Origin of the sequence: Paenibacillus sp. FSL K6-1330 (assembly GCF_037976825.1) — a bacterium.
Lineage (GTDB): Bacteria > Bacillota > Bacilli > Paenibacillales > Paenibacillaceae > Paenibacillus_AQ.
On sequence record NZ_CP150269.1, the window covers coordinates 1097501 to 1119751 of the forward strand.

Below are 22251 nucleotides of genomic sequence, written 5' to 3' on the forward strand. Positions count from 1 at the left end.
AATGACCCCGTAACTTCGGGAGAAGGGGTGCCTCGGTAGGGTGAATAGCCCGAGGGGGCCGCAGTGAAAAGGCCCAAGCGACTGTTTAGCAAAAACACAGGTCTGTGCGAAGCCGTAAGGCGAAGTATACGGGCTGACGCCTGCCCGGTGCTGGAAGGTTAAGGGGAGCGGTTAGGGAGTAATCCCGAAGCTGTGAACCGAAGCCCCAGTAAACGGCGGCCGTAACTATAACGGTCCTAAGGTAGCGAAATTCCTTGTCAGGTAAATTCTGACCCGCACGAATGGCGTAACGACTTGGGCGCTGTCTCAACGAGAGATCCGGTGAAATTTTAATACCTGTGAAGATGCAGGTTACCCGCGACAAGACGGAAAGACCCCATGGAGCTTTACTGCAGCTTGATATTGGATTTGGGTACGATCTGTACAGGATAGGTGGGAGCCTTTGAAGCATGAGCGCCAGCTTGTGTGGAGGCGACGTTGGGATACCACCCTGATCGTATCTAGGTTCTAACCTGGTACCGTAATCCGGTACGGGGACAGTGTCAGGCGGGCAGTTTGACTGGGGCGGTCGCCTCCTAAAGAGTAACGGAGGCGCCCCAAGGTTCCCTCAGAATGGTTGGAAATCATTCGAAGAGTGCAAAGGCATAAGGGAGCTTGACTGCGAGACCTACAAGTCGAGCAGGGACGAAAGTCGGGCTTAGTGATCCGGTGGTACCGCATGGAAGGGCCATCGCTCAACGGATAAAAGCTACCCTGGGGATAACAGGCTTATCTCCCCCAAGAGTCCACATCGACGGGGAGGTTTGGCACCTCGATGTCGGCTCATCGCATCCTGGGGCTGAAGTAGGTCCCAAGGGTTGGGCTGTTCGCCCATTAAAGCGGTACGCGAGCTGGGTTCAGAACGTCGTGAGACAGTTCGGTCCCTATCTGTCGTGGGCGTAGGAAATTTGAGAGGAGCTGTCCTTAGTACGAGAGGACCGGGATGGACGTACCGCTGGTGCACCAGTTGTTCCGCCAGGAGCATGGCTGGGTAGCTACGTACGGAAGGGATAAGCGCTGAAAGCATCTAAGCGTGAAGCCCCCCTCAAGATGAGATTTCCCAATTCGTAAGACCCCTTGAAGACCACGAGGTAGATAGGTTGGAGGTGGAAGTGCAGCAATGCATGGAGCTGACCAATACTAATCGGTCGAGGGCTTATCCAAAACATATTTCAATGTGCTGCAAATTCGTTTCGTATCTAGTTTTCAGGTGATCAAGCATCTGAACCGTTTGGTGGCGATGGCGGAAGGGTTCCACGCGTTCCCATACCGAACACGACCGTTAAGCCTTCCAGCGCCGATGGTACTTGGACCGAAGGGTCCCGGGAGAGTAGGACGTCGCCAAGCGAACAACCATAAAGACCGTTATCGAGTAATCGATAGCGGTCTTTTTTGTTATCCCCCGCATGAACTCGTGAAAAGAATCATGAAGCATCAGAAAGAAGGGCACCCACATAGCGGGTGCCCTTCTTTTCTTTACCTTAATATCTTTTTTATCTTAAATATCTTTATCTTAGTATCTTTCCAATATCAGCTGTGTCTTCAAGCCATCCATAGGAAGAAGCCAACCGTTAGACTCCAGGGTGTCCATTAGCTCTGATCGGAGTTGGGAAGCAACCGAGACATCGGACGTTTTAAAAGAGATTTCGATCAGATTCTCGGTTCCTGTGCCGTCTGCATTGCGGATCGGCCAAACTTCGAGGCTCATTTTCTGGCCTTTCCATGATCCTTCATAGCGGTAGAACGTCAGCGGTCCATGAATACGGGACTGTGAGAGCTTTTGTTGACCCCAATTCGGAGAGGACCATTTTTTGAGCTTACCTGGGAGTTTGTCCAGCAGTAAAGCCAAAGCGTCTTGTTCGGATGGAAGCGTTGTGCCGGTTGTATTCGTGCTTACTTTCTTGGTGTTGGAGAAGCTAAGCGTTTGTTTGCCGTAGCCCCAATCAATCTCGGCCTCGTAATTGTCATCCGAAGCATCAAAGCCTTCCTGGTTTGCCAAGCTGAGCGCCGCGTTAATATCTCCATTCACGATGGGATACCGTTTCTTATAGGTAAGCTCGTAGTTATCTTTATCCTCTTTTTTGCGAAAACGGACATTCCAGCCTTCGGCATCCAGTTCCAGATTGTTTGTATCATAATAAGCAACACCGATCGCTTGGGGAACAGAGGCTATTCCGAATGCTTGAATGACTTCGCTCCGCAGGCTCCCACCGGATTCCAGCACGGTTTCGGGTTTGGCAAGGAACTTCACTTCATACGAAGGCACGGCATTGGCGGCGGCCGAAACCTCCGACTGGAGACCGGTTAGTCCACTTCCTAAAGTCGCGAAACCTACCATGAAAGACAACGTCAGCTGTTTCCATTTTCTCAACACAATCACTCCCATAAGCTGGATTTAGGTACACAGCTTACTTTAAACGCTAAATAATTGTGAGTTGTTAACGGGGGAGGGCGATTGTATCAAATGTTTATAGAATTATTGAATAGCAGCATACATTTTTTGTTAATCCATCCACATAGCTTACAGAATATACTCACCTAGATCACAGGACCTGCTCCAATTGTTTGCCCACTTCACGCAAAACCTCTTGAAAACGCTGAATTTGGACGGAAGGAAGACGGTCCTTATTATGGACGCTGAATATGTGCCGGGATGCCCGATGGCCGGGAATCGGCATAATGTGCAGTAAACCTTGCTGCTGCTCCCGTTGTACCGCCATCCGTGACATAAAGGAAACATGGTCCCCCATCAACACAAGTTGCTTGATCGCTTCCAGCGAGTCGAGCTCTACCGGACTCCTCATATGCAAACCATGCTGCTCCAGCCACAGGTCCGTCAGCTGCCTTGTGCTGGATTCGGTTCCATGCAAGGCGAAGGGAGTCCGAATGATCTGCTCGGGCTGCAGCGAATCCGTTTTGGCTAGCGGATGGTCAGGCGAACATATTAGGGCCAGATCATCTTTGCACAAGGACTCGGCCTGCAGACTGGACCCCGTAAAGGGTTCGGATGAAATAATGCCCAGATCAATCTGGTGCCGCGCTAGCATCTCACGGATAACCGGAGAAGGCTTGACGGATAAGGAGATCCGTATGCCAGGAAACTCACGGGCAAAGGTATTCAATATCGCGGGCAGCAGATAGGTGGCAGGGACATAACTGGCTCCAATGTGCAGCGTTCCCCGATATAAGCTGTCGTATTCGCGGACGACCCGCTCCGACTCCTTGGCAAGCGCGTTTATTTTTACCGCATAATGCAGCAGAGCTTGTCCAGCCTCGGTGAGAAATGTTTTTCCGCTTCGGGACTCAAACAGCCGGACTTGCAGTTCTTCTTCCAGTGACTTCATATGAAAAGTAACTGTTGGCTGCTTAATGCCAAGTATTTCTGCCACGCTGGTCATATGATGATGGCGGTCGATCAGCTCCACAATTTGCAGCTTCATCAGATTCATTCATATATCTCTCCCTTGATGATTTCTTATTTATGCTCTCTATATAGATTTAATCTATGAGTATCAACAGAATTCAAACAAAAAGTTAATTCTGAGTTTACATTAGTCTAATACAACGCTTAAACGTAACCCTTACACTGGAAATAGCTTAAGAAGACAGGTTGGGATCGAAAGTGGATATTGAAATCAGGGGCATTCAAAAATCGTTTCAAGGTACACCCGCGTTACTTCCTACCGATTTAAAACTGCGTCATGGTCAATTCACCACATTGCTCGGGCCGTCAGGCTGCGGCAAAACGACACTGCTGCGGATGATAGCCGGGCTGGAACAACCGGACGGAGGAGAAATCTATGCGGAAGACCGGTGTATCTACTCCGTGCACAAGAAGATTGACGTTCCGGCGCACAAACGCAACTTCGGGATGGTATTTCAGGATTTTGCCCTCTGGCCGCATATGACGGTATACGAGAACGTTGCTTTCGGATTAAAAGCGGCCAAGCTTAAGACGGATCTCAGGCAAAAAGTAACCGAAGCGTTGGCTATGGTCCGTTTAGAAGGAATGGAAGATCGTTATCCGCATCAGCTGTCCGGTGGACAACAGCAGCGGGTTGCATTTGCCAGAGCAGTAGCGATCCGTCCGGCTCTAGTACTGTTCGATGAGCCTCTGAGTGCGCTGGATGCGGTGCTTAGGGAGGAAATGCGGATCGAAATGATGTCGCTTGTGAAGGATATGGGGTTGACTGCCCTTTATGTCACACACGATCAGGTGGAAGCCATGTCGATGTCGGATGAAATTGTGGTCATGCGGAAAGGGAAAGTCCTGCAGCGTGGAACCCCGGAGATGATATATGAAACACCCAGTCATCCCTTTGTGGCTTCGTTTATCGGCAAGTCCAATTGGGTGACGGTCGATCACTCCATGGTGAGGCCGGAGCATGTGAGCTGGAGCAGGACAAGCACGGAGGATGTATGCTATCAGGCAATCGTGCTAAGCGTGAGCTATGTAGGCGAGCGATACGAAATTCACTTACAGGTGGATGGTTTGGACAAGTGGACCGCTTACCTGGACAAGAGAATTCCGGTCGGAGAACGCGTGAATCTGTACGTGTCTCCGCATACGATCTGCCAGATGGGTGAAGGAACAAGTCATGATAAGAACGTGAGCATGCAACAGAATATAGCAAAACGCACACCTGCTGCTGCAGGCTAAGATGAAGGGGAGTTGGGGAGAAATGAGTCAATTGAAGTTCCGGAAAAAAAGCGCGGTACTGTTGTTGGCATCGGTTATGAGCCTAAGTCTGTTTGGATGCGGCAGTACGCCGAATGGGGATTCAGCTACTAAGCCGGCACAGGATACAGGCAAGCAAACTGCATCGGGGAGTGCGCAAACCGGAGGTAAGCTCGTCCTTTACAGCGCTGGCCCTCAAAAGCTTGCCGACAATATCGTGAGCGGTTTTGAAGCTAAGACCGGAGTGAAGGTAGAGATGTTCCAAGGCACAACGGGCAAAATTTTGGCACGGATGGAAGCGGAAAAATCGAATCCGGTCGCGGATGTTGTCATTCTGGCCTCCCTCCCATCCGCACAGGCGCTCAAGGCGGATGGTCTGACATTGCCTTATCCTGAAGCTGCCAATGCGGACAAGCTGAATAAGGATTGGTCCGACGCGGAAGGAAACTATTTCAGCACAAGCGCATCGGCGCTCGGGATTGTATACAACACCAATCTGGTCTCTGCGCCGCCTCAAAGCTGGGCGGACTTAGGCTTGCCAGAGTGGAAGGATGCGGTCAATATTCCGGATCCGACGCTGTCGGGATCGGCGCTGGATTTTATCACGGGCTATTTGAGCGTGAAGGGCGACGCAGGCTGGAAACTGTTCGAGGATTATAAAGCCAATGGGACTGCTATGGCAGGAGCGAACCAGGAAGCACTGGACCCTGTGATCACCGGTGCCAAGAGTTTGGTTGCTGCAGGCGTGGATTATATGGCGTATTCGGCTAAAGCCAAAGGCGAGCCGCTTGACATTGTATACCCGGAGGAAGGAACTGTCGTGAGTCCGAGACCGGCTGCGATTTTGAAATCCAGTCCGAACGTAGATAATGCCAAGGCTTTCATCGACTACTTGCTGTCTGACGAAGCGCAGAAACTGGTGGCGGATGCCTATCTGATTCCGGGTCGTGAGGATGTGGAGGCCGAAGGCCGGACCAATCTGAAGGATATTCCAGTGTTTAAAGTGGATTGGGCTTGGATGAATGACCATGGGGATGAGACGGCAGCACGTTTTTCCGAAGTATTCAAGTAAGTGCATAAGAGTGCGTGTTCAAAAAGGTCGGTTTTCAGCAACGAAGCTTATGCTTCCGATGTGCGTTTTTACAAAACGCTTCAGTTGGATGAAGCTAGGGAGTGAGGAGCGGAGCGTACGTAGTTTGTACGTGAGCACCGGAAGGCCCGGATGAATTCAAGATTCGATGCCGAGTTGCTTCTTGATTCACTTCGTGTTAGATATTAGTTATCTTGCTACGCTGATGAAATTCTGTATCGCAAGAAAACCTACCTTTAAATCGCGGTCGCTCGTCCTTGAATTGACCTCGATTGGTTTTCTTATCAAAATCGGACTTTTTGAACAACCTCTAGGAGTGAAGCACAGGAAGGCAATGTGAGGTGAACCGAAAAGTGAGACCTGTCATCATGGACAGTCAGCGATTTTTACGGAAAATGGGCGTTATTCTCGCCCTTTTTCTTCTTATTATAAGCATCGGTGTGCCATTGCTGCTTATTTTCTGGCAAAGTGTATACCCGGATCAGCACTTCGATTGGCTGGCGCCGATACGAACGATAGCCGGTCATGAGCTGTCCGGTATTTTGCTGCAAACCATCTGGCTAGGGGTATGCGTGGTGGCAGGATCGACACTGTTTGCGCTGCCGCTTGCCTGGATGATGGCCAAAACCCGGTTGGGACAGCATCGGTGGGTGGACGTGATTTTGATGATTCCGTTCATGACCCCGCCGTATATCGGTTCGATGGGCTGGATTCTATTTATGCAAAAGGGCGGATATTTACATCAGTGGCTGCCGGGAGCAGCGAGATGGAGCGATTCCTTCTTCAGCTTCGGAGGCATGGTGCTGATCATGAGTCTGCACTTGTTCCCGTTTCTCTACCTGCTGCTGCGGGACGCTCTGATCCGCATCGGCGGTAATCTGGAGGAGGCCGGAGCGGTTCATGGCGCAAGCGCAGGATACCGGTTTAGAAGAATCATAATGCCGTTGCTGTTATCCTCTTACGGCATGGGTGCGATGCTGGTGTTCGTAAAAACCATTGCGGAATTCGGCACGCCGGCAACGTTTGGTCGCCGCATCGGCTATTATGTGATGACCTCGGAAATCCACAAATATATTTCTAGCTGGCCCATCGATTTCGGTAAAGCGACCTCGCTGGCATCAGTCCTGCTGTCGGTTTGTCTGGTGATGTGGTACATGCAGTCTACGATCAGCCGGAGGTTTACCTACCGTCTTGTCGGCGGCAAAGGTCAGCGCTCCAAAAGATATTCGCTGCGCGGCAGCAAAGGCGCCGTCTGCGCTTTATACATCGGTTTGCTGCTGATATTGTCTGTCGGCATTCCTTATTTTTCAATCATTGCGGCATCCCTGATGAAGCTCCGCGGAGCCGGATTGTCCTTAGATAATCTGACGCTTGATCATTACAAGGAATTGCTGTCCTGGGGATCGGTCAGCCAGAAAGCGATTAGTAACAGTCTGGGTCTGTCGCTTGCAGCATCTACGGTTGCTGTTCTACTCGGTACCGGTTTTGCCCTAACGATCGGCAAGTCCCAGGCACGGATGCAGCGGGTCATCGATCTGTTAAGTCTTTTGCCGAATACGGTCCCCGGCATTGTGATGGTGGTCGGTTTGATCCTGCTCTGGAATGCGCCATGGATGCCGGTTACGCTCTACAATACCTATGGGATGGTGGTGCTGACGTACGTCGTGCTGTTCCTCCCATACACGGTGCAATATGTGAAGGCCAGCTTTACGCAGATTGACGGTACCCTGTTTCAGGCGGGGCAGGTATTTGGAGGCGGTCCTCTGCTTATATTGCGGCGGATTCTGCTCCCGCTGATTATGCCCGGCATGCTGGCAGGATGGATCATGACCTTCACGATTGCGTCACGGGAGCTGGTCGGGTCACTGCTCATTTTGCCTCCATCGATGCAGACATCAGCTACATATATCTTTGCGCAGTTTGAGCAGGGACAGGTGTCTCTCGGGATGGCGATGGCCGTCGTCTCCGTCGGTATGACGGTGCTGCTGTTACTGCTGGTCGAAGCTATGAATTCTAAAAGAAAGTGGAATGCATCATGATGAAACTGACGGTGTGGGGCGGTGCAGGCGAGCATGGCCGTTCCGCCTATTTACTAAGTGGCAGCCAGGTTCATTTACTCCTGGATTGTGGCGTCAAGAAGGAAGGATCGGGAGACTATCCCATGATCCAGCAAGAACAGGTGCCGAAGCTGGATGCCGTGTTTCTGTCGCATGCCCATGAGGATCACTCGGTGGCGATTCCGCTCCTGTACCGGCTTGGCTATCAAGGAGAGGTGTGGACCACTCGTGAGACGGCAGCGCAGTTAACGAACTACTTTGCCTCTTGGAGAGAGTACACGGCAAGGGCAGGCGTAGAGCTTCCTTATATGGAGGAGGATCAGCTGGCGATCCGCTACCGGTACCTGGAGGAAGAGGCTGAGAAGTTGACATGGTTTGAAGCGCTTCCCGGCGTAGAGGTCATGTGGGGGCGAAGCGGACATATGGTGGGGGCTGTCTGGTTTTTGGTACAGGCTGAAGGAAAACGGATCTTTTATTCAGGAGACTATACATCCGAATCGCTGCTGCTTGAGGATGACAGCCCTGCGCTGGTAGACAAGCCTTCTTCCATGCTGCTGGATCTGGCTATCGTGGATGCGGCTTACGGGACCGACGCTAATTCACAGGCCGATAAACTGAAGCAATTGGAACAAAAGATTGAGAGCACGCTGCAAACCGGCGGGAAGGTATTATTACCGGTGCCGGCTGCCGGCCGAGGGCAGGAAATGATCCTATGGGCACACAGGAACTGGGGAAACGTGCCGATCGTGATCGAAGCGCCGCTGATCGAGGGGATGAAGCGACTGCTCGAGCGTTCGGAGTGGCTTCGCAGCCAGGATTCGGATCAAGGAATGAGAGATCAGCTGGAGTTATTACTGAATCGGAACGATTGGATCATACCGGCTAGCGAGGTGGAACGCGAGTCCTTGCTCCAGAAGCACGGGGCATCGCTATGGTTCGTAACCGATGGGATGATGCAGTCGAATCTTGCGCAGTGGTATTATAGCCAGATGTCCAGCGATACCCGGAATCTGGTCCTGCTCACGGGTCATGTTTCCCAGGGGACTTTTGGACATCGTCTCCTTCAACATCCGGCGTCATACGGTGCCTGCTCAGTAACAAAAATCAGGTATAAGGTACACCAGGGCCTGACGGACGTGCGCCAGATGATAACCGGCGTTCCGGCACTGCATACCGTACTCGTCCATGCAGACAAACGAGAAACGGACCGGTTACGAGCCCGTCTGACAGAGGAAGCACCGAACCTCCACATTTATTCCATGTCGGTCGGTGAGGAAGTCTATTTCTAGTCGTGCTTAGAGAACCTTTATCGCTTTCGCGATAAAGGTTTTTTTGTGGAATGGCTGTTATGTGTTTAGATGTAGGTGAAGTTGGTGAAGGCTGTAATGAACATATATAAAAATAAATTAGTACCAAGTACTAGTACTTGGTGATATAATAGCTATAAACTTGGAGGTGTGAATGATGAGCCAATCAAAGTCAAGAATTACGGCAATCGGGACCTATGTTCCTGAACGGATATTAACCAATACGGATTTAGAGAAGATGGTTGAAACGAGTGATGAGTGGATTGTCCAGCGAACAGGCATGCGGGAACGCCGGATTGCCGCCCCACACGAGTACGTGTCGGATCTTGCCATTAAAGCTGTGGAGGATATGGTTGATCGGTACGGTGTTACCGTGCAGGATGCGGATATGATTCTTGTGGCTACAAGCACTCCGGAGTATTCTTTTCCAAGTACAGCCTCCCGGGTGCAATCGAAGCTGGGCATTGCGAGCACGGGTGCGCTAGATCTGAATGCCGCCTGTGCGGGATTTGTATATGCGCTCCAGATGGCTGACGGATTAATATCCGGGGGAGCCTACCGTAAGATCCTGGTTATCGGGGCGGAAACCTTATCGAAGATTACGGATTACACCGACCGGACGACATGCGTATTGTTTGGGGACGGCGCCGGTGCCGTATTGCTGGAGAAAGATGAGGATTCGCCAAGTGTCATAGCGTCTGTATCGGGAACCTTTGGCGAAGGCGGCATTCATCTGTATAAAACAGCGCTCTCCGAGCAAATGGACGGCACGGAATTAAAGAGCGGCTGTCTTGTTCAAAATGGCCGGGAAATTTATAAGTGGGCCATTCGGAACATTCCGGACGGCGTTCGCGCTCTTTTGGCTAAAGGGGGCATGACCCCAGCCGAAGTGGATTGGTTTGTCCCGCATAGCGCCAATCTTCGCATGATCGAAGCGATTAACGAGCGGGGGCCATTTACAATGGACCGCACCTTAACCAGCGTCGAGTACCGCGGGAATACGTCGGCAGCCTCCATTCCGCTTGCACTTCAGCTGGCGGTGGATGAAGGACGGCTAAAAGCGGGAGACCACGTCTTACTCTACGGGTTTGGCGGGGGAATGACCTATGCCGGCTCCATCGTAAAATGGACGATATAAATTCGTTACATGAAAACGATGGAACATCATGAAATCTATAAAACCGCTATCGACATTCGATATGCGGTTTTTTTGTGCTGCGTTTTTTGGATAAACGAACCTGAATCGTAATAAATTCAACTCAAATTCGAAAGTTTACCACCTCAAAATTTGACGCCGCTTTCATTAGACTAAAGAAGAAAAATACGTTTCATGGAAGAGGGGTAGAACGATGAAAAGGTTTAAGTCATGGAGCATGCTGCTCCTGAGTATCATCATGGTGTTCACGCTGGCCGCATGTGGAGGCGGAGGCGGTAACGGAAGCAGTACGGCTGAATCTCCGGGGGGAGGCAGCAGCAACGAAGAGACGGACAATACGAAAGAAGGAACCGAGTCCACAGAGAAAATCGAGCTCTCCTTCTGGTCGCTGGGAACGACCAACTATGAGGATCTGGCGAAGGAATATACGAAGGAGCATCCGAACATAACGTTCAAATTCCAGAATACGTCGGACCAAACCGCACATCACAACAATCTGACGACAGCGTTGTCCGCAGGTTCGGGTGCGCCTGACATTTTCCAATTAGAAATCGCCTTTATGGAGCGTTTTATCAACAACCAGGATAAATTCTACAATCTGTACGTTCTTGGCGCCAAAGACTTAGAAGGCAACTACCTGGAGTGGAAATGGAAGCAGGCCACATCGGTTGACGGCTCCTTCCAACTCGGTCTGCCTACAGACATCGGTCCTACGGTTGTATATTACCGTACGGATCTGGCTGAGCAAGCCAGATTGCCAACGGATCCGGACGGGTTTAGCGCAGCGATTGATTCATGGGATAAATTCGCCAGCGTAGCCAAGGACTTCACAAGCAAAACAGGAAAACCGTTCGCGGACTTGACGGACCTGGTATATAACGGGGTGCGCGACCAGTCCCCGGATCAAATCTACTTCAACAAAGAGGACGGCTCCTTTATCGGAGATACGAATCCGCAAGTGAGAAAAGCTTACGACTTTACGGTAAAAGGAATTCAGGAAGGCTGGATCGGCAACTGGATTCTGTGGTCTCCGGAATGGCAAAAAGCGATTAATGATGGAGACTTTGGCGTCATGCTCGGCCCGGCTTGGATTGCCGGCACGATCCGCAATGCCAAGGATACCGCAGGCAAATGGCAGATTGCCCAGCTTCCTGAAGGGGCAGGCAACTGGGGCGGTTCGTTCCTGACCTTGCCGAAGGAAGGCAAGCATTCTAAGGAAGCCTACGAATTTATCTCATGGGTGCTCAACAAGGAGAATCAGCTAAAATCGTTCAAGGACAGCGGCTTGTTCCCATCTATCCCGGCGGTTTACAGCGAGCCTTCATTCACGGAGGAGAAGGATGAATTCTTCGGCGGCCAGGTCATTTCCGAAGCATATGCCAAATCGGCGGAACGCATCAAGCCGGTTTACTACGGACCGCTTCACGACCAGACCGACACGATTATCAAGAACGCGCTCAAAAACGTGTTGGAGAAAAAGGCCGACCCGCAAAAAGAATGGGAAAGCGCAATGAAACAAATCAAGACGCTGGTTGATCGCAGCTAGGAAAAGGATCATTCCTCGCTAGCCCGTTCAGCCCGTAATCCGTCCGAATCTGAGTAGGGAGGAAGCTCTCTTCGCTCGGATTCGGATTTATCCTTACCTACCTGGAGGTGCATTCATGGCAGACACAGCTACAGCAGAGTCACCGCAACCGGTGCCCCCGAGGCGGCGTTTGTTGACGGAGACCGTGCGAAGCCGGTTTACGGCGTATACGTTCATATCGCCTTTCTTCATCTTGTTCGCAATTTTTGGACTGTATCCGATTCTTTTTACCATCTATTTGTCCTTCTTCAAATGGGACGCGCTCGGACCGATGAAATACGTCGGCTTCAAGAACTACGAGTTGATTACAAGCGACCCGACCTTCTGGATCGCTTTTAGCAACACACTCATTATGGCTTTGATGGGAACCGTGCCGCAGCTGATTGTGGCATTATTTGTTGCGGTTATGCTGAACTCGGCCTTGAACAAATTCAAGAACACATTCCGCATTCTGTATTTCATGCCGAACATCACCTCCATCGTTGCGGTGACGCTGGTGTTCAGTACGATGTTCGGAAACAACGGGATGGTCAACTGGCTGCTGAACACCTTCGGTGCGGAAAGCGTGCCGTTCAACTCCGGCTGGTGGGGAGTCAAAATCGCCATATCGTCCATGGTCATGTGGCGGTGGATGGGCTATAACGCCATTATTTTTCTGTCGGGGCTGCAGAGCATTCCGACCGATATTTATGAAGCGGCCAAAATCGACGGGGCCACCCGAGGCCAGCAGCTGCTCTATATCACGCTGCCGCTTCTTCGCCCATTCATTCTGTTCGTCACCTTGGTATCGACGATCGGCGCGCTCCAATTGTTTACGGAGGCTTATGTATTCCTCGGTCAGTCCGGCACGGGTTCTACGCGTCAGGAAGGGGTCACGATGGTCACTTATTTGTATAACGAAGCATTTAAGAACGGATTCTTCGGTACGGCTGCGGCAACGGCGGTTCTCTTGTTCATCGCCACCATTCTGTTCTCGGTATTAAATATGATATTGGGCCGCGAAGGCAAAGATTCGGGAGGTAAAAAAGCATGAGCACAGTCGCCATAAGCCGAAAAAAGCCGGATGAACCCGGTGTTGTCGCGAAATTCTTTTTCTATCTTTTCATGGTCCTTGGCGCGCTGGTCTCAGTCTTTCCGTTCTACTGGATGTTCGTCGTGGCCACCAATGACAAGGATGCGGCATTTCACATTCCGCCGCTGCTTACGCCCGGCACGCAGTTTTTCGATAACTTCGCGCGCGTGCTGGAGCGGACGGATTTTTTCAGGGCCTTGATGAACTCGGTGGTGGTGTCTACGGCCGTGACCTTGTCCGTTGTGTTCCTCTGCACGCTGGCGGGTTATGCTTTTGCCAAGTATGAGTTTCCTCTGAAAAAGACGCTGTTTGTTTTTGTCATTGCCACGATGCTGGTGCCTGCCCAGCTGGGCGTGCTTCCACAATACGTCATCATGGCCAAGCTGCACTGGATCGACAGCTACAAAGCGCTGATCGTGCCGGCCATGGTCAATGCCTTCGGCATCTTCTGGATGCGGCAGTACATCGCCTCTGCCGTTCATACCGAGCTGATCGAAGCGGGGCGGATCGACGGCGGCGGGCATTTCCGGATCTTCTGGAACATTGCCATTCCCGTTGTCACCCCGGCGATGGCCACGCTCGGGATTCTGAACTTCATGAACGTGTGGAACGATTTCTTCTGGCCGCTCGTCGTATTGAAAAACAGGGAGAATTACACCATTCAAATTGCGCTGCAGCAATTGTTCACCAATAAGGACGGCCTTGATTTCGGCATGATCATGTCGGCCACCTTCACGGCGACGCTGCCGCTTCTCATCGTATTTCTGTTGTTCAGCCGATGGGTGATCGCCGGATTGACATCAGGCGCCATAAAAAGTTAACAAGCAAGGTGAAGTCGACAAGGAATGCGGCCTGTCATGAAGAATAATAGACATAGTAGAGTGGAGGGAGGAAGGATCCATGAAACTCCGCCGAAAGATATTGCTGGCTATTATTCTTCTGGTCTTCATTCCGGTCATCGCGCTGGGCGGGGTATCCTATTACAGCTTTTCGGAAGCGATGGAGAAGAAGTCGAATGATTTCTACTGGATTTCGCTCCTGGAAACGGATCGGAAACTGAAGTTCGCCTTGAACGAAATCACGACGATTTCGAACTCGGCGATTACCCAGCAATCGGTTCAGCAGATGCTGAAACAGCCGGAATACGCGGTTACCTATGAACGGCGGCAGGAGATCAACAATCTGATCAATCATCCGATGATTGCGTCGTTTGCTTTTTATTCGAATGACCGGTTGATGTATAACACGAATGGCGGAATGGAGCTTCAGGAACTGAGGCAGCAGGCATGGTATGAAGCGGTGGAGAAGGCGGAGGGGCGTCCCGTATGGGTCGGACCCGGCGAGAACGGCTCTGCGGCTGACGGCGCTCCCGTTTTGATTCAATCCAGGGTCATCAAGGACTATTACTCGCTGGAGGATATCGGAACCGTGGTGATCTACGTGAAGCCGGATCTCCTTGATCAGGTGTTCTGGGAGGCGGCAACGCTGAAGCAGGGAGATATTTTGCTGGTCAACCAGCAGGGGCACATCGTGTTCAGCAAGTCAGGCGGGCATATCGGGGAGCGGACGGAATTCCCGTTTCTCTCGGATAGTTATAAGACGAATGGAAAAGGCTACTATATCGATCAATATGCAGGCGAAAAATCGCTGATCACATATTCACCTTCCCATAATAAAGATTGGTTTCTGGTCGCCATCACGCCAAGCAAACTGATTTCGGCCGAATCGGTCCCGATTCGCAACCTGGCCTTGATCCTGGGATTGATCTCGCTCGTGTCGGCGTTCCTGTTCGACCGTTTTTTTGTGCGCAGAATGGTGCGCAGCATCATTAGCGCGGTGAACGGGATGAAGCGCGTCAAGCAGGGCATCTTCGTTCCGATCCCGTCGCATAACGTGGCGGAGGACGAGACGGATTTGTTGATCGACGGCTTTAACCGGATGAGCACCCAGATCCAGGAGCTGATTGGGCAGGTCGAGACGGAGCAAGCACGAAAAAAGGAAGCGGAGCTGCAGGCGCTGGTCGCTCAGATCAATCCGCACTTCATCTATAATTCACTGGAATCGATCAATTCGATGGCCGTGCTTCAGGGCAATAAGGATATCAGCAAGATGGTGGTTTCGCTTGGAAAGCTGCTGCGTATCAGCATCAGCGAGCATCATGAGCTGATCCCCCTCAGCATGGAGCTGGAGCATGTCCAGCATTACATGCGGATACAGAAATTCAGGTTCGAGGAAAAATTCGATTACGGCATTGAGCTTCCGAATGAACTGAGGCACTACGTTACGCAAAAGCTGATCGTTCAGCCGATTGTTGAGAACGCTTTATATCACGGGATCGAGCCGATGGAGGAAAGCGGGCTCATCTCCATCAGGGTGTCCGAGAACGGCGAGGATATCGTGATTGACGTGGAGGACAACGGTCCGGGCTTCGATCCGGAAACGCTGATGAAGCTGTGGAATTCGGATCCGGGACAGCTCAAAAAGTATCGCGAGAACGGGGTCGGATTGAAGAATGTCCATGAAAGGCTGCGGATCCGGTTTGGCAGCCGTTACGGCCTGATGATCTGTTCCTCCCCGGGTTACGGCTCCTTGATACGAATTCGAATACCGAAAATACTGACATGACAGGGGGGCTGCAGGGTGAGATGGTTTTGGAATTGGGGCTGGATCGTCGGATATGCCGCTCTGTTGGCGTTGTCTGTCGTGTGGGTGACGGTACAGAATCAGGGACCGGCCCAGGAGGAACAGCCCGAGAAAATCACGCTAACGTTCCGGCATTTCTGGAACAAAGAGCATGACAAGCCGGTGCTGGCCGTATTCGAGAGCATCGTCCGCACTTATGAGAAAGCGCATCCAAACGTAAAGGTGAACTTCGAGAGCATCGATCAGACGATTCACCGGGAACAAAAGCTGAAGAGCGAGATGGTAACCGGTACGCCGCCGGATATGTTTGTTTTGTTCGGAGGGGCCGAGATCGTGCCTTATGCCAGATCCAACCGGTTGATGGATTTAACGGATTTTTTGCAGGATACCGGATTGAAGGAGCAGTTCAAGGATCTGCACCATTGGACCTTCGAGGACCGGATCTATGGCCTGCCCTTCGAGGGACACGCAGAGCCGATCTATTATAACCGGGCTTTATTCCGGCAGCTGAAGCTGGAGCCTCCGAAGACGCTGGGAGAGATGGACGAAGCTATTCGTATCCTTCGGGAGAACGACATCATCCCCTTTGCGGTCGGCAACGAAGACAGGTGGCCGGCGGGAATTTTTGCCCATTATTTCATGGATCGCTACGCCGGGCCGGAACTGATTGACCGCCTGGTTGAAGGCGATGATCAGGCCAGCTTTGTGCAAGAGTCGTATTTGGAGGCGTTTGAGCACTTGGAGCTGTGGATCGAAGAAGGGGCGTTCAGTCCGAACGCAAACGATCTTTCCACGGAAGAAGCGATTGCCCAGTTCACGGAAGGAAAAGCGGCGATGTATATGAACGGCAGCTGGGATATCACGCTGCTGCAGAATGAGGATTACCCGGATTTTCAGAATGAGATCGGCGTCATTCCCTTTCCGTCGCTTTTTCCCGGCGAAGAACGCTCCTTGGCAGGGGGATATACGATCGGCATCGGGCTGTCATCGGACTTGGATGAAACGAAAAAGCAATCGGCTCTGGAGCTGCTGGGCATGTTCTATACCCCGGAGGTGCAGACTCGGCTGGTGTATGAAGGGCTGCGCGTGCCTTCGATGAAGATTGACTATGATTCGAAGAAAACCGGGCCGGTTTTTGCCCAAGTCACGGAATTGATGGAGGAATCCGCGAGCACCTTTCTGCCTTACGACAACACGTTATCACCCGAGGTGAACAGTTCGTTCCTTAAGGTGATCGAGGATATGATTGGAGGACGGATCGATGCTGCCGGCGCATTGGAGCAAATTCAGAAGTCCTCGGTCCGGTATTGGAAGCTTAGGCGGAATACGGCAGCAGAGTAAACAGGAGACAGGGGGGAACGTCATGGGCGGATCGGAAGGCAAATTCAGAGTCATGCTGGTCGATGATGAGCCGATCATTCTGCGCAGCCTGAAGGCGGCTATTCCATGGGATGAGCTCGATCTGGAGGTCGTTGGGGAGGCCAAGAGCGGAGACGGCGCATTGAAGCTGGCGCGCGAAGCGTCGCCGCATATCATTATCAGCGATATTCGGATGCCGGGGATGGACGGCATTACGCTCATGAAGGAACTGAAGGCGGATCAGGCAAGACGAATCATTATTTTCATCAGCGGGTACGGCGAATTCGAATACGCGAGGGAAGCGCTGCGCGAAGGGGCTTTCGATTACTTGCTGAAGCCGATCGATCACGATGAGCTGACGGAAACGATAGCCAAGGCAGCCAGAACCCTGGAGAAGCAGATTGCGGATGACCACATGATGCACTCGGTCAAGGTTTTATCGCTGCTGGCCCGGGAGAGGATGCTGACGGAATTTATCGAGGGAAATCGAAGCCCCTTGCAGCATATGCAGTGGCTGGAAGACAGCGAGCTGGAGCATGGATACACGATGGCCGTCATTCAATTGGATCATTACTTGCGGCTTAACGAGTTGTGGAGCATGGATGAGAAGCGCCTGTGGCTCTTTGCAGTACGGAACGTCCTCGAGGAATGGTCTTTGCAGCATGGCGGACTGACGGTATTCCCTTTCCGCAGCGGTGAATGGGTGCTGCTGTTTCCGAACCTGACGAAAGAGCGGCAGGAGGATATCGGCAGGGATCTGGTGCAATTGATCAAGCGGAATACGAAGCTGTCCTGCTCGGTCGGCTTCAGCCCCAGCATGGCTGGGATTGACCGCTTGGGAACGGCTTACGAGACGGCCGTCCGCGCCTTATACCAGCGGTTCTATTCCGGGGAAGAGGGGGTGTTCCTCGGGACTCCCGATTCCATTATGGAAACGGCCAGCGAAGCAAAGTATCCGAAGCATCTCGAGTTGCTCATGGTGGAAAGCATCCGCACGCTTCACAAGGAACGGCTGCTGGAACTTTTTGATGAGACCAAGGCTTACATCGAGGAGCATGCCTTTAGCCGGGAGATGACCGAGCGGGTGCTGCTGGAGATGAGCGTTGTGCTGTATCGGCAGTTTGAGCATATGAAGGTGCTGTTTGAGTGGTCGCTGGAGGAACTGCTGCAGGAGCTTCATTCTTCCGGCACCCTTCAGCAGTTGATGGATGTCATCAAGAGCCATTTCAGCAAGTGGATTGCCGAGAGCCGGTCCGGGCAGGCCAAGGACAATGTCCTGGCCGTTATGGGTAAGGCCAAGGATTATATCGCGGAAAATTATCAGAAGGATCTCAGCATTGAAGAGGTTTCGGAGCTGGCGGATTTGAGCATCAGCCATTTCTGCACCCTGTTTAAGGCAACAACGGGATATACGTTTCTGGAGTACTTGACGGAATGCCGGATCGAGAAGGCCAAAAGCATTTTGCTGAATACGGATGTGAAGGTATACCAGGTAGCGCCACTGGTAGGGTATCAGGACCCTCGATATTTCACGCAAGTATTCAAGAAAATAACAGGGAAAACGCCCTCCGAGTATCGCGAGGAGGCGATATCCAATACATAAAGAGGCGATGATTCGTTCGTGGTGTTACTGGGCCAATCATGTGAGGATAGCTTTCAGCATAGCAGGGAATGAATAACAGATCTATTTTTTCCGGGTTTGATTAGGGAAAAAGGAGTTCTGTTATTTTTATTTTAAATATCTTAATATTAAGACTTGACGATTCCTGAGTTAAATACTAAACTGAGATTAAGCGCCAGATGCACACGATAAGTTGAAGAAGCAAGGGTTAAAGTGCTTTTGATTAAGGTGCTTTTTGAATAAGGCGTTTATCCAACAGGACAGGTGTCTGAGATCGTGTTTTGTTAATGAAGAATAAATCAAATATAGATGGAGGTTGAAGTCATGAAGTTTAAAGGAATTCATCACGTATCTGCGTTAACGGCTGCGGCTTCGCGGAACTTCGAATTTTATACGAAGGTTCTTGGCATGCGGCTGGTCAAGAAAACGGTGAACCAGGACGATGTATCGGTATACCATCTGTTTTATGGCGATGAAAAAGGAAACCCTGGGACGGAGCTGACCTTCTTCGAAATTCCGATGGCAGGCCGGACCCGCGAGGGAAACAACAGCATCTCGGCAACATCTCTCCGCGTACCTAGTGACCGCGCTTTGGAATATTGGGCCCAGCGGCTGGATGAACATGGGGTAGAACGCGAGGAGATCAAGGAACGTGCCGGCCGATTGACGCTTCTCTTCAGAGATTTCGAGGGCCAGCGCATCATTCTGGTCTCGGATGAACATAATGAGGGAGTTCCTGGGGGCATCCCTTGGGAAAAGGGACCGGTTCCTGCGGAATACGCTATCATCGGATTAGGTCCGGTGCAGCTGACTGTACCTAATCCAGTGCAGACCGTGAAGGTATTGACGGAGCTGATGGGCTTCCGTTACAAAGGTCAGTATGCCTCGCCAGTAGACGGGCAGGCGGACATCCTTGTTTTTGAAACAGGAGAAGGCGGCACGGGAGCGGAAGTGCACGTTGAAGAAAGAACGGACCTTCCGCAGGAGCGGCTTGGTCGGGGCGGCGTTCATCACGTTGCATTCCGCGTAGAGGACGAGGAGGAGCTCCGAGCATGGATCAACCGGATTGGCGATGTAGGATTTTCGAATTCGGGGTTTGTTGATCGTTTCTATTTCCGTTCCTTGTATTTCAGAGAGCCTAACGGTATTTTGTTCGAGGTAGCTACTGATGGCCCGGGTTTTGACACGGATGAGCATATCGATCATCTCGGCGAATCCCTTGCGCTGCCACCGTTCCTTGAGAAGAAGCGGGAACAGATTGAAGCCAACCTAAAGCCTCTCCATACCATTCAATAATGAGGGCGCATATATGCGCAGCAAAAAGCACCGGGCAAGCCTCCCTTTTGAGGCATTTGCCTGGTGCTTTTTTAGATAGCAGGAAGAAAGTATGTCGTTAGTCGTTTTACTTATAGATATCAGAAAGTATAAACTTTAAGCTTGTGACCTCCTGATATCGCAAGAAAAACTTCATCTAACTGCGGTCTGGCATCTGTGAAGGTACGTCGATAGGCGTTTTTCTTATGATCTATTCATATAGCCGTGAAATGGCTTTTGCGGCTGTGCTGACATGCTCACGCAGCTCCTGCGGGGCCATCACCTCGATTTCCGCTCCGCAGCTTAGAAGAAATGCTGAGGCCGATTCTAAGGTGTTGAATTCCAAATCGGCTGCTATCCATCCGTCGTGCTGGCTTTCCATGTCGCATCGGATTATTTTTACGTATCGCTCGCGCTCAAAGCGCTTGATCAGAGAGACGGTCATTCGAACCTGTGCCGGATACTGCGGAAGATTCTGCATGAACCGTGCCAGCGACTCCTCCCAATACTCGGATAGATTAAAATCAGCCGGGCGCTCGAAGGTATCCTCGGACATGACGGCATCCACGATTCTCGATACACGGTAGGTTCGCATATCGCCTTCGGATTCCGCGACCACATACCAGGTGCTGCGTTTGGCAACTAGGCCGAGCGGATGAATGATTCTTTCGACCCGCTCCTCTCCCTTCATATATTGAATACGGGTGATACGATCCAGCCATAGTGCCTCCTGAAGCACTGTAAGATACGGATGCGATTCACGGTAGGAGTGCCAGCCTGCGCCATCAATATGGATTTTCTCCCGAATGATTTCGGCGTCCTGCCGAATGGAGCGGGGGGAAGAGGCCAATAATTTCTGATAAGCCGCATCAAACTGTTTGCGGATTCCCAAATCTCCGATGAGCGGACTATGACTGGAGACCAGCAGGGAGATAAGCTCGTCAGGCGTCATTCCGGTCAGATTCGTTCGATAGCTCTCCTCCAGCACCCAACCGCCGAAGGAGCCTCTTTCCGCATAGACGGGAATACCGGCCGAGCTTAGACTTTCCATATCTCGTATGATTGTTCGTTCCGATACCTCGAGCTGCTCCGCTAAATAACGGGTGTTCTTCTTACCTCCGTTCTGGAGCATCAGCATAATGGACAATAGACGATCCGCCCTCAAGTCATGTCACCTCTTTAATATCTATAGAAGATAATAGTATTGTAGCACGGATATAAGACAAGGGATGTCATATATGACTGATACGATAAGGATGTTGAGAAAATTCAGTATACAGGTAGGAGGTTACGCTATGAATAAGAATGAGCACAAGCCATTACAAGGTAAAGTAGCCGTCGTTGCTGGAGCGACCCGAGGGGCTGGCCGCGCCATTGCGGTGATGCTGGGTGCCTCTGGGGCAACGGTGTATTGCACAGGACGGAGCGTACGGGGGCAGGTATCGGATATCAAGCGTACCGAGACTATTGATGACACGGCGGATATGGTCACGGCGCGAGGCGGGATCGGCATAGCCGTGCAATGTGACCATACCGTGGAAGAGCAAGTAAAATCATTGTTTGAACGGATTCGCGAGGACCAGCAAGGACGACTGGACATCCTCGTCAATGATATATGGGGGGGCGAGAACCTCACGCACTGGAACATCCCGTTCTGGGAGCAGTTTCTATCCGATGGATTGCTAATGCAGGAGCGAGCTGTCACCACACACATGATCACAAGTTATTACGGTGTTCCGCTGATGGTGGAGAACGGTAGGGGACTGGTTATTGAAGTTACGGATGGATCTACGTATCGGTATCGCGGGAACTTGTATTACAGCCTGGCAAAAATTTCGGCGATTCACCTTGCTGCAGCCATGGCGGAAGAGTTACGTCCATATCAGGTAACCGCGCTGTCCGTTACACCAGGATTTCTGCGTTCCGAACAAATGCTGGATCACTTTGGTGTTACGGAAGAGAATTGGCAGGATGCCACAGCGCAAGAGCCGCATTTCATCGAGTCGGAGACCCCCTATTTCCTGGCGCAGGGCATTGCGGCGCTTGCAGCCGACCCCAGTGTTGCCGACAAGAGCGGCAAGGCGCTAACCAGCTGGGATTTATCGGATGAATACGGGTTTAGCGACATCGACGGACGCAGGCCGCATTGGGGCAATTATGCGAAGAAGCAAGGACTTCCTCTTACTTAAAAAAGAAAGGGGAGCATGTAAAAACAGGGTGACCTACCGCCATGATGGCGAATAGGTCACCCTGTTTTGTTGTGGATTTTTATTCGTTCATTCGCGAATACCGCTGCGTAATCTGGATCGTGCAGTTGCCGGTGAGTCACA

16 protein-coding genes and 2 rRNA genes (1 of these 18 running past the window's edge) are annotated in these 22251 nt (G+C 51.5%); 15 read left to right on the plus strand and 3 right to left on the minus strand.

Annotation, left to right across the window (positions count from 1 at the left end; genetic code table 11):
* Together NYE54_RS04790 and rrf are read left to right on the plus strand one after the other, a co-directional pair.
* A 23S ribosomal RNA gene (locus tag NYE54_RS04790) occupies nucleotides 1-1203 on the plus strand; it begins 1727 nt to the left of the window's first position.
* Nucleotides 1204-1269: 66 nt separating this feature from the next.
* Nucleotides 1270-1386: ribosomal RNA gene (rrf, locus tag NYE54_RS04795) — 5S ribosomal RNA — on the plus strand.
* Nucleotides 1387-1552: 166 nt separating this feature from the next.
* Here rrf and NYE54_RS04800 read toward each other — a convergent pair.
* Complete coding sequence (locus tag NYE54_RS04800) at nucleotides 1553-2413, minus strand: hypothetical protein (RefSeq protein ID WP_339270424.1); 861 nt, start codon at nucleotides 2411-2413, stop codon at nucleotides 1553-1555.
* 169 nt (nucleotides 2414-2582) lie between these two features.
* Nucleotides 2583-3488, minus strand: a complete 906-nt coding sequence (locus NYE54_RS04805) for a LysR family transcriptional regulator (protein ID WP_339270426.1) — start codon at nucleotides 3486-3488, stop codon at nucleotides 2583-2585.
* 173 nt (nucleotides 3489-3661) lie between these two features.
* On the opposite strand from NYE54_RS04805, the gene NYE54_RS04810 reads away from it, so the two are divergent.
* The 12 genes from NYE54_RS04810 (at nucleotide 3662) to NYE54_RS04865 (ending at nucleotide 19903) form a co-directional block, all read left to right on the plus strand.
* Complete coding sequence (locus NYE54_RS04810) at nucleotides 3662-4699, plus strand: ABC transporter ATP-binding protein (RefSeq protein WP_339270427.1); 1038 nt, start codon at nucleotides 3662-3664, stop codon at nucleotides 4697-4699.
* A 22-nt stretch (nucleotides 4700-4721) separates the two neighbouring features.
* A complete protein-coding gene (locus NYE54_RS04815) occupies nucleotides 4722-5789 on the plus strand; it encodes an ABC transporter substrate-binding protein (protein WP_339270429.1) in 1068 nt (355 codons plus the stop codon).
* A 386-nt stretch (nucleotides 5790-6175) separates the two neighbouring features.
* Complete coding sequence (locus tag NYE54_RS04820) at nucleotides 6176-7846, plus strand: iron ABC transporter permease (RefSeq protein ID WP_339273392.1); 1671 nt, start codon at nucleotides 6176-6178, stop codon at nucleotides 7844-7846.
* A complete protein-coding gene (locus NYE54_RS04825) occupies nucleotides 7843-9153 on the plus strand; it encodes an MBL fold metallo-hydrolase (RefSeq protein ID WP_339270431.1) in 1311 nt (436 codons plus the stop codon). Before NYE54_RS04820 ends, NYE54_RS04825 begins: the two co-directional genes overlap by 4 nt.
* A gap of 175 nt (nucleotides 9154-9328) precedes the next feature.
* Entirely contained in the window at nucleotides 9329-10309 is a 981-nt protein-coding gene (locus NYE54_RS04830; protein WP_179090724.1) for a ketoacyl-ACP synthase III, read from the plus strand.
* Nucleotides 10310-10520: 211 nt separating this feature from the next.
* Nucleotides 10521-11873, plus strand: a complete 1353-nt coding sequence (locus tag NYE54_RS04835) for an extracellular solute-binding protein (RefSeq protein ID WP_339270433.1) — start codon at nucleotides 10521-10523, stop codon at nucleotides 11871-11873.
* Nucleotides 11874-11988: 115 nt separating this feature from the next.
* A complete protein-coding gene (locus NYE54_RS04840; RefSeq protein WP_339270435.1) occupies nucleotides 11989-12945 on the plus strand; it encodes a sugar ABC transporter permease in 957 nt (318 codons plus the stop codon).
* Nucleotides 12942-13805, plus strand: coding sequence for a carbohydrate ABC transporter permease (locus tag NYE54_RS04845; RefSeq protein ID WP_009592322.1), 864 nt, complete (start codon nucleotides 12942-12944; stop codon nucleotides 13803-13805). The genes NYE54_RS04840 and NYE54_RS04845 overlap by 4 nt, the downstream gene beginning before the upstream one ends.
* 79 nt (nucleotides 13806-13884) lie before the next feature.
* Nucleotides 13885-15609: a sensor histidine kinase gene (locus tag NYE54_RS04850; protein WP_036661988.1), complete on the plus strand. Its 1725-nt coding sequence runs from the start codon at nucleotides 13885-13887 to the stop codon at nucleotides 15607-15609.
* A gap of 15 nt (nucleotides 15610-15624) precedes the next feature.
* The gene (locus NYE54_RS04855) at nucleotides 15625-16968 is read left to right on the plus strand and encodes an extracellular solute-binding protein (protein ID WP_339270438.1); all 1344 of its coding nucleotides are present in this window, start codon (nucleotides 15625-15627) and stop codon (nucleotides 16966-16968) included.
* A gap of 22 nt (nucleotides 16969-16990) precedes the next feature.
* The gene (locus NYE54_RS04860) at nucleotides 16991-18589 is read left to right on the plus strand and encodes a response regulator (protein WP_339270440.1); all 1599 of its coding nucleotides are present in this window, start codon (nucleotides 16991-16993) and stop codon (nucleotides 18587-18589) included.
* A 342-nt stretch (nucleotides 18590-18931) separates the two neighbouring features.
* Nucleotides 18932-19903, plus strand: coding sequence for a ring-cleaving dioxygenase (locus NYE54_RS04865; protein ID WP_339270442.1), 972 nt, complete (start codon nucleotides 18932-18934; stop codon nucleotides 19901-19903).
* A gap of 229 nt (nucleotides 19904-20132) precedes the next feature.
* Here NYE54_RS04865 and NYE54_RS04870 read toward each other — a convergent pair whose 3' ends face one another.
* Nucleotides 20133-21086, minus strand: coding sequence for a YafY family protein (locus NYE54_RS04870; RefSeq protein WP_339270444.1), 954 nt, complete (start codon nucleotides 21084-21086; stop codon nucleotides 20133-20135).
* 130 nt (nucleotides 21087-21216) lie between these two features.
* Here NYE54_RS04870 and NYE54_RS04875 point away from each other — a divergent pair, with 130 nt between their 5' ends.
* Complete coding sequence (locus tag NYE54_RS04875; protein WP_339270445.1) at nucleotides 21217-22110, plus strand: SDR family oxidoreductase; 894 nt, start codon at nucleotides 21217-21219, stop codon at nucleotides 22108-22110.
* The last annotated feature ends 141 nt before the right edge of the window (nucleotides 22111-22251 follow it).

Coding starts and splice junctions, on each gene's coding strand:
- NYE54_RS04805 (WP_339270426.1), bottom strand. CDS start 3,488: ATGAATCTGATGAAGCTGCAAATTGTGGAGCTGATCGACCGCCATCAT.
- NYE54_RS04815 (WP_339270429.1), top strand. CDS start 4,722: ATGAGTCAATTGAAGTTCCGGAAAAAAAGCGCGGTACTGTTGTTGGCA.
- NYE54_RS04820 (WP_339273392.1), top strand. CDS start 6,176: ATGGACAGTCAGCGATTTTTACGGAAAATGGGCGTTATTCTCGCCCTT.
- NYE54_RS04825 (WP_339270431.1), top strand. CDS start 7,843: ATGATGAAACTGACGGTGTGGGGCGGTGCAGGCGAGCATGGCCGTTCC.
- NYE54_RS04830 (WP_179090724.1), top strand. CDS start 9,329: ATGAGCCAATCAAAGTCAAGAATTACGGCAATCGGGACCTATGTTCCT.
- NYE54_RS04835 (WP_339270433.1), top strand. CDS start 10,521: ATGAAAAGGTTTAAGTCATGGAGCATGCTGCTCCTGAGTATCATCATG.
- NYE54_RS04840 (WP_339270435.1), top strand. CDS start 11,989: ATGGCAGACACAGCTACAGCAGAGTCACCGCAACCGGTGCCCCCGAGG.
- NYE54_RS04845 (WP_009592322.1), top strand. CDS start 12,942: ATGAGCACAGTCGCCATAAGCCGAAAAAAGCCGGATGAACCCGGTGTT.
- NYE54_RS04850 (WP_036661988.1), top strand. CDS start 13,885: ATGAAACTCCGCCGAAAGATATTGCTGGCTATTATTCTTCTGGTCTTC.
- NYE54_RS04860 (WP_339270440.1), top strand. CDS start 16,991: ATGGGCGGATCGGAAGGCAAATTCAGAGTCATGCTGGTCGATGATGAG.
- NYE54_RS04865 (WP_339270442.1), top strand. CDS start 18,932: ATGAAGTTTAAAGGAATTCATCACGTATCTGCGTTAACGGCTGCGGCT.
- NYE54_RS04875 (WP_339270445.1), top strand. CDS start 21,217: ATGAATAAGAATGAGCACAAGCCATTACAAGGTAAAGTAGCCGTCGTT.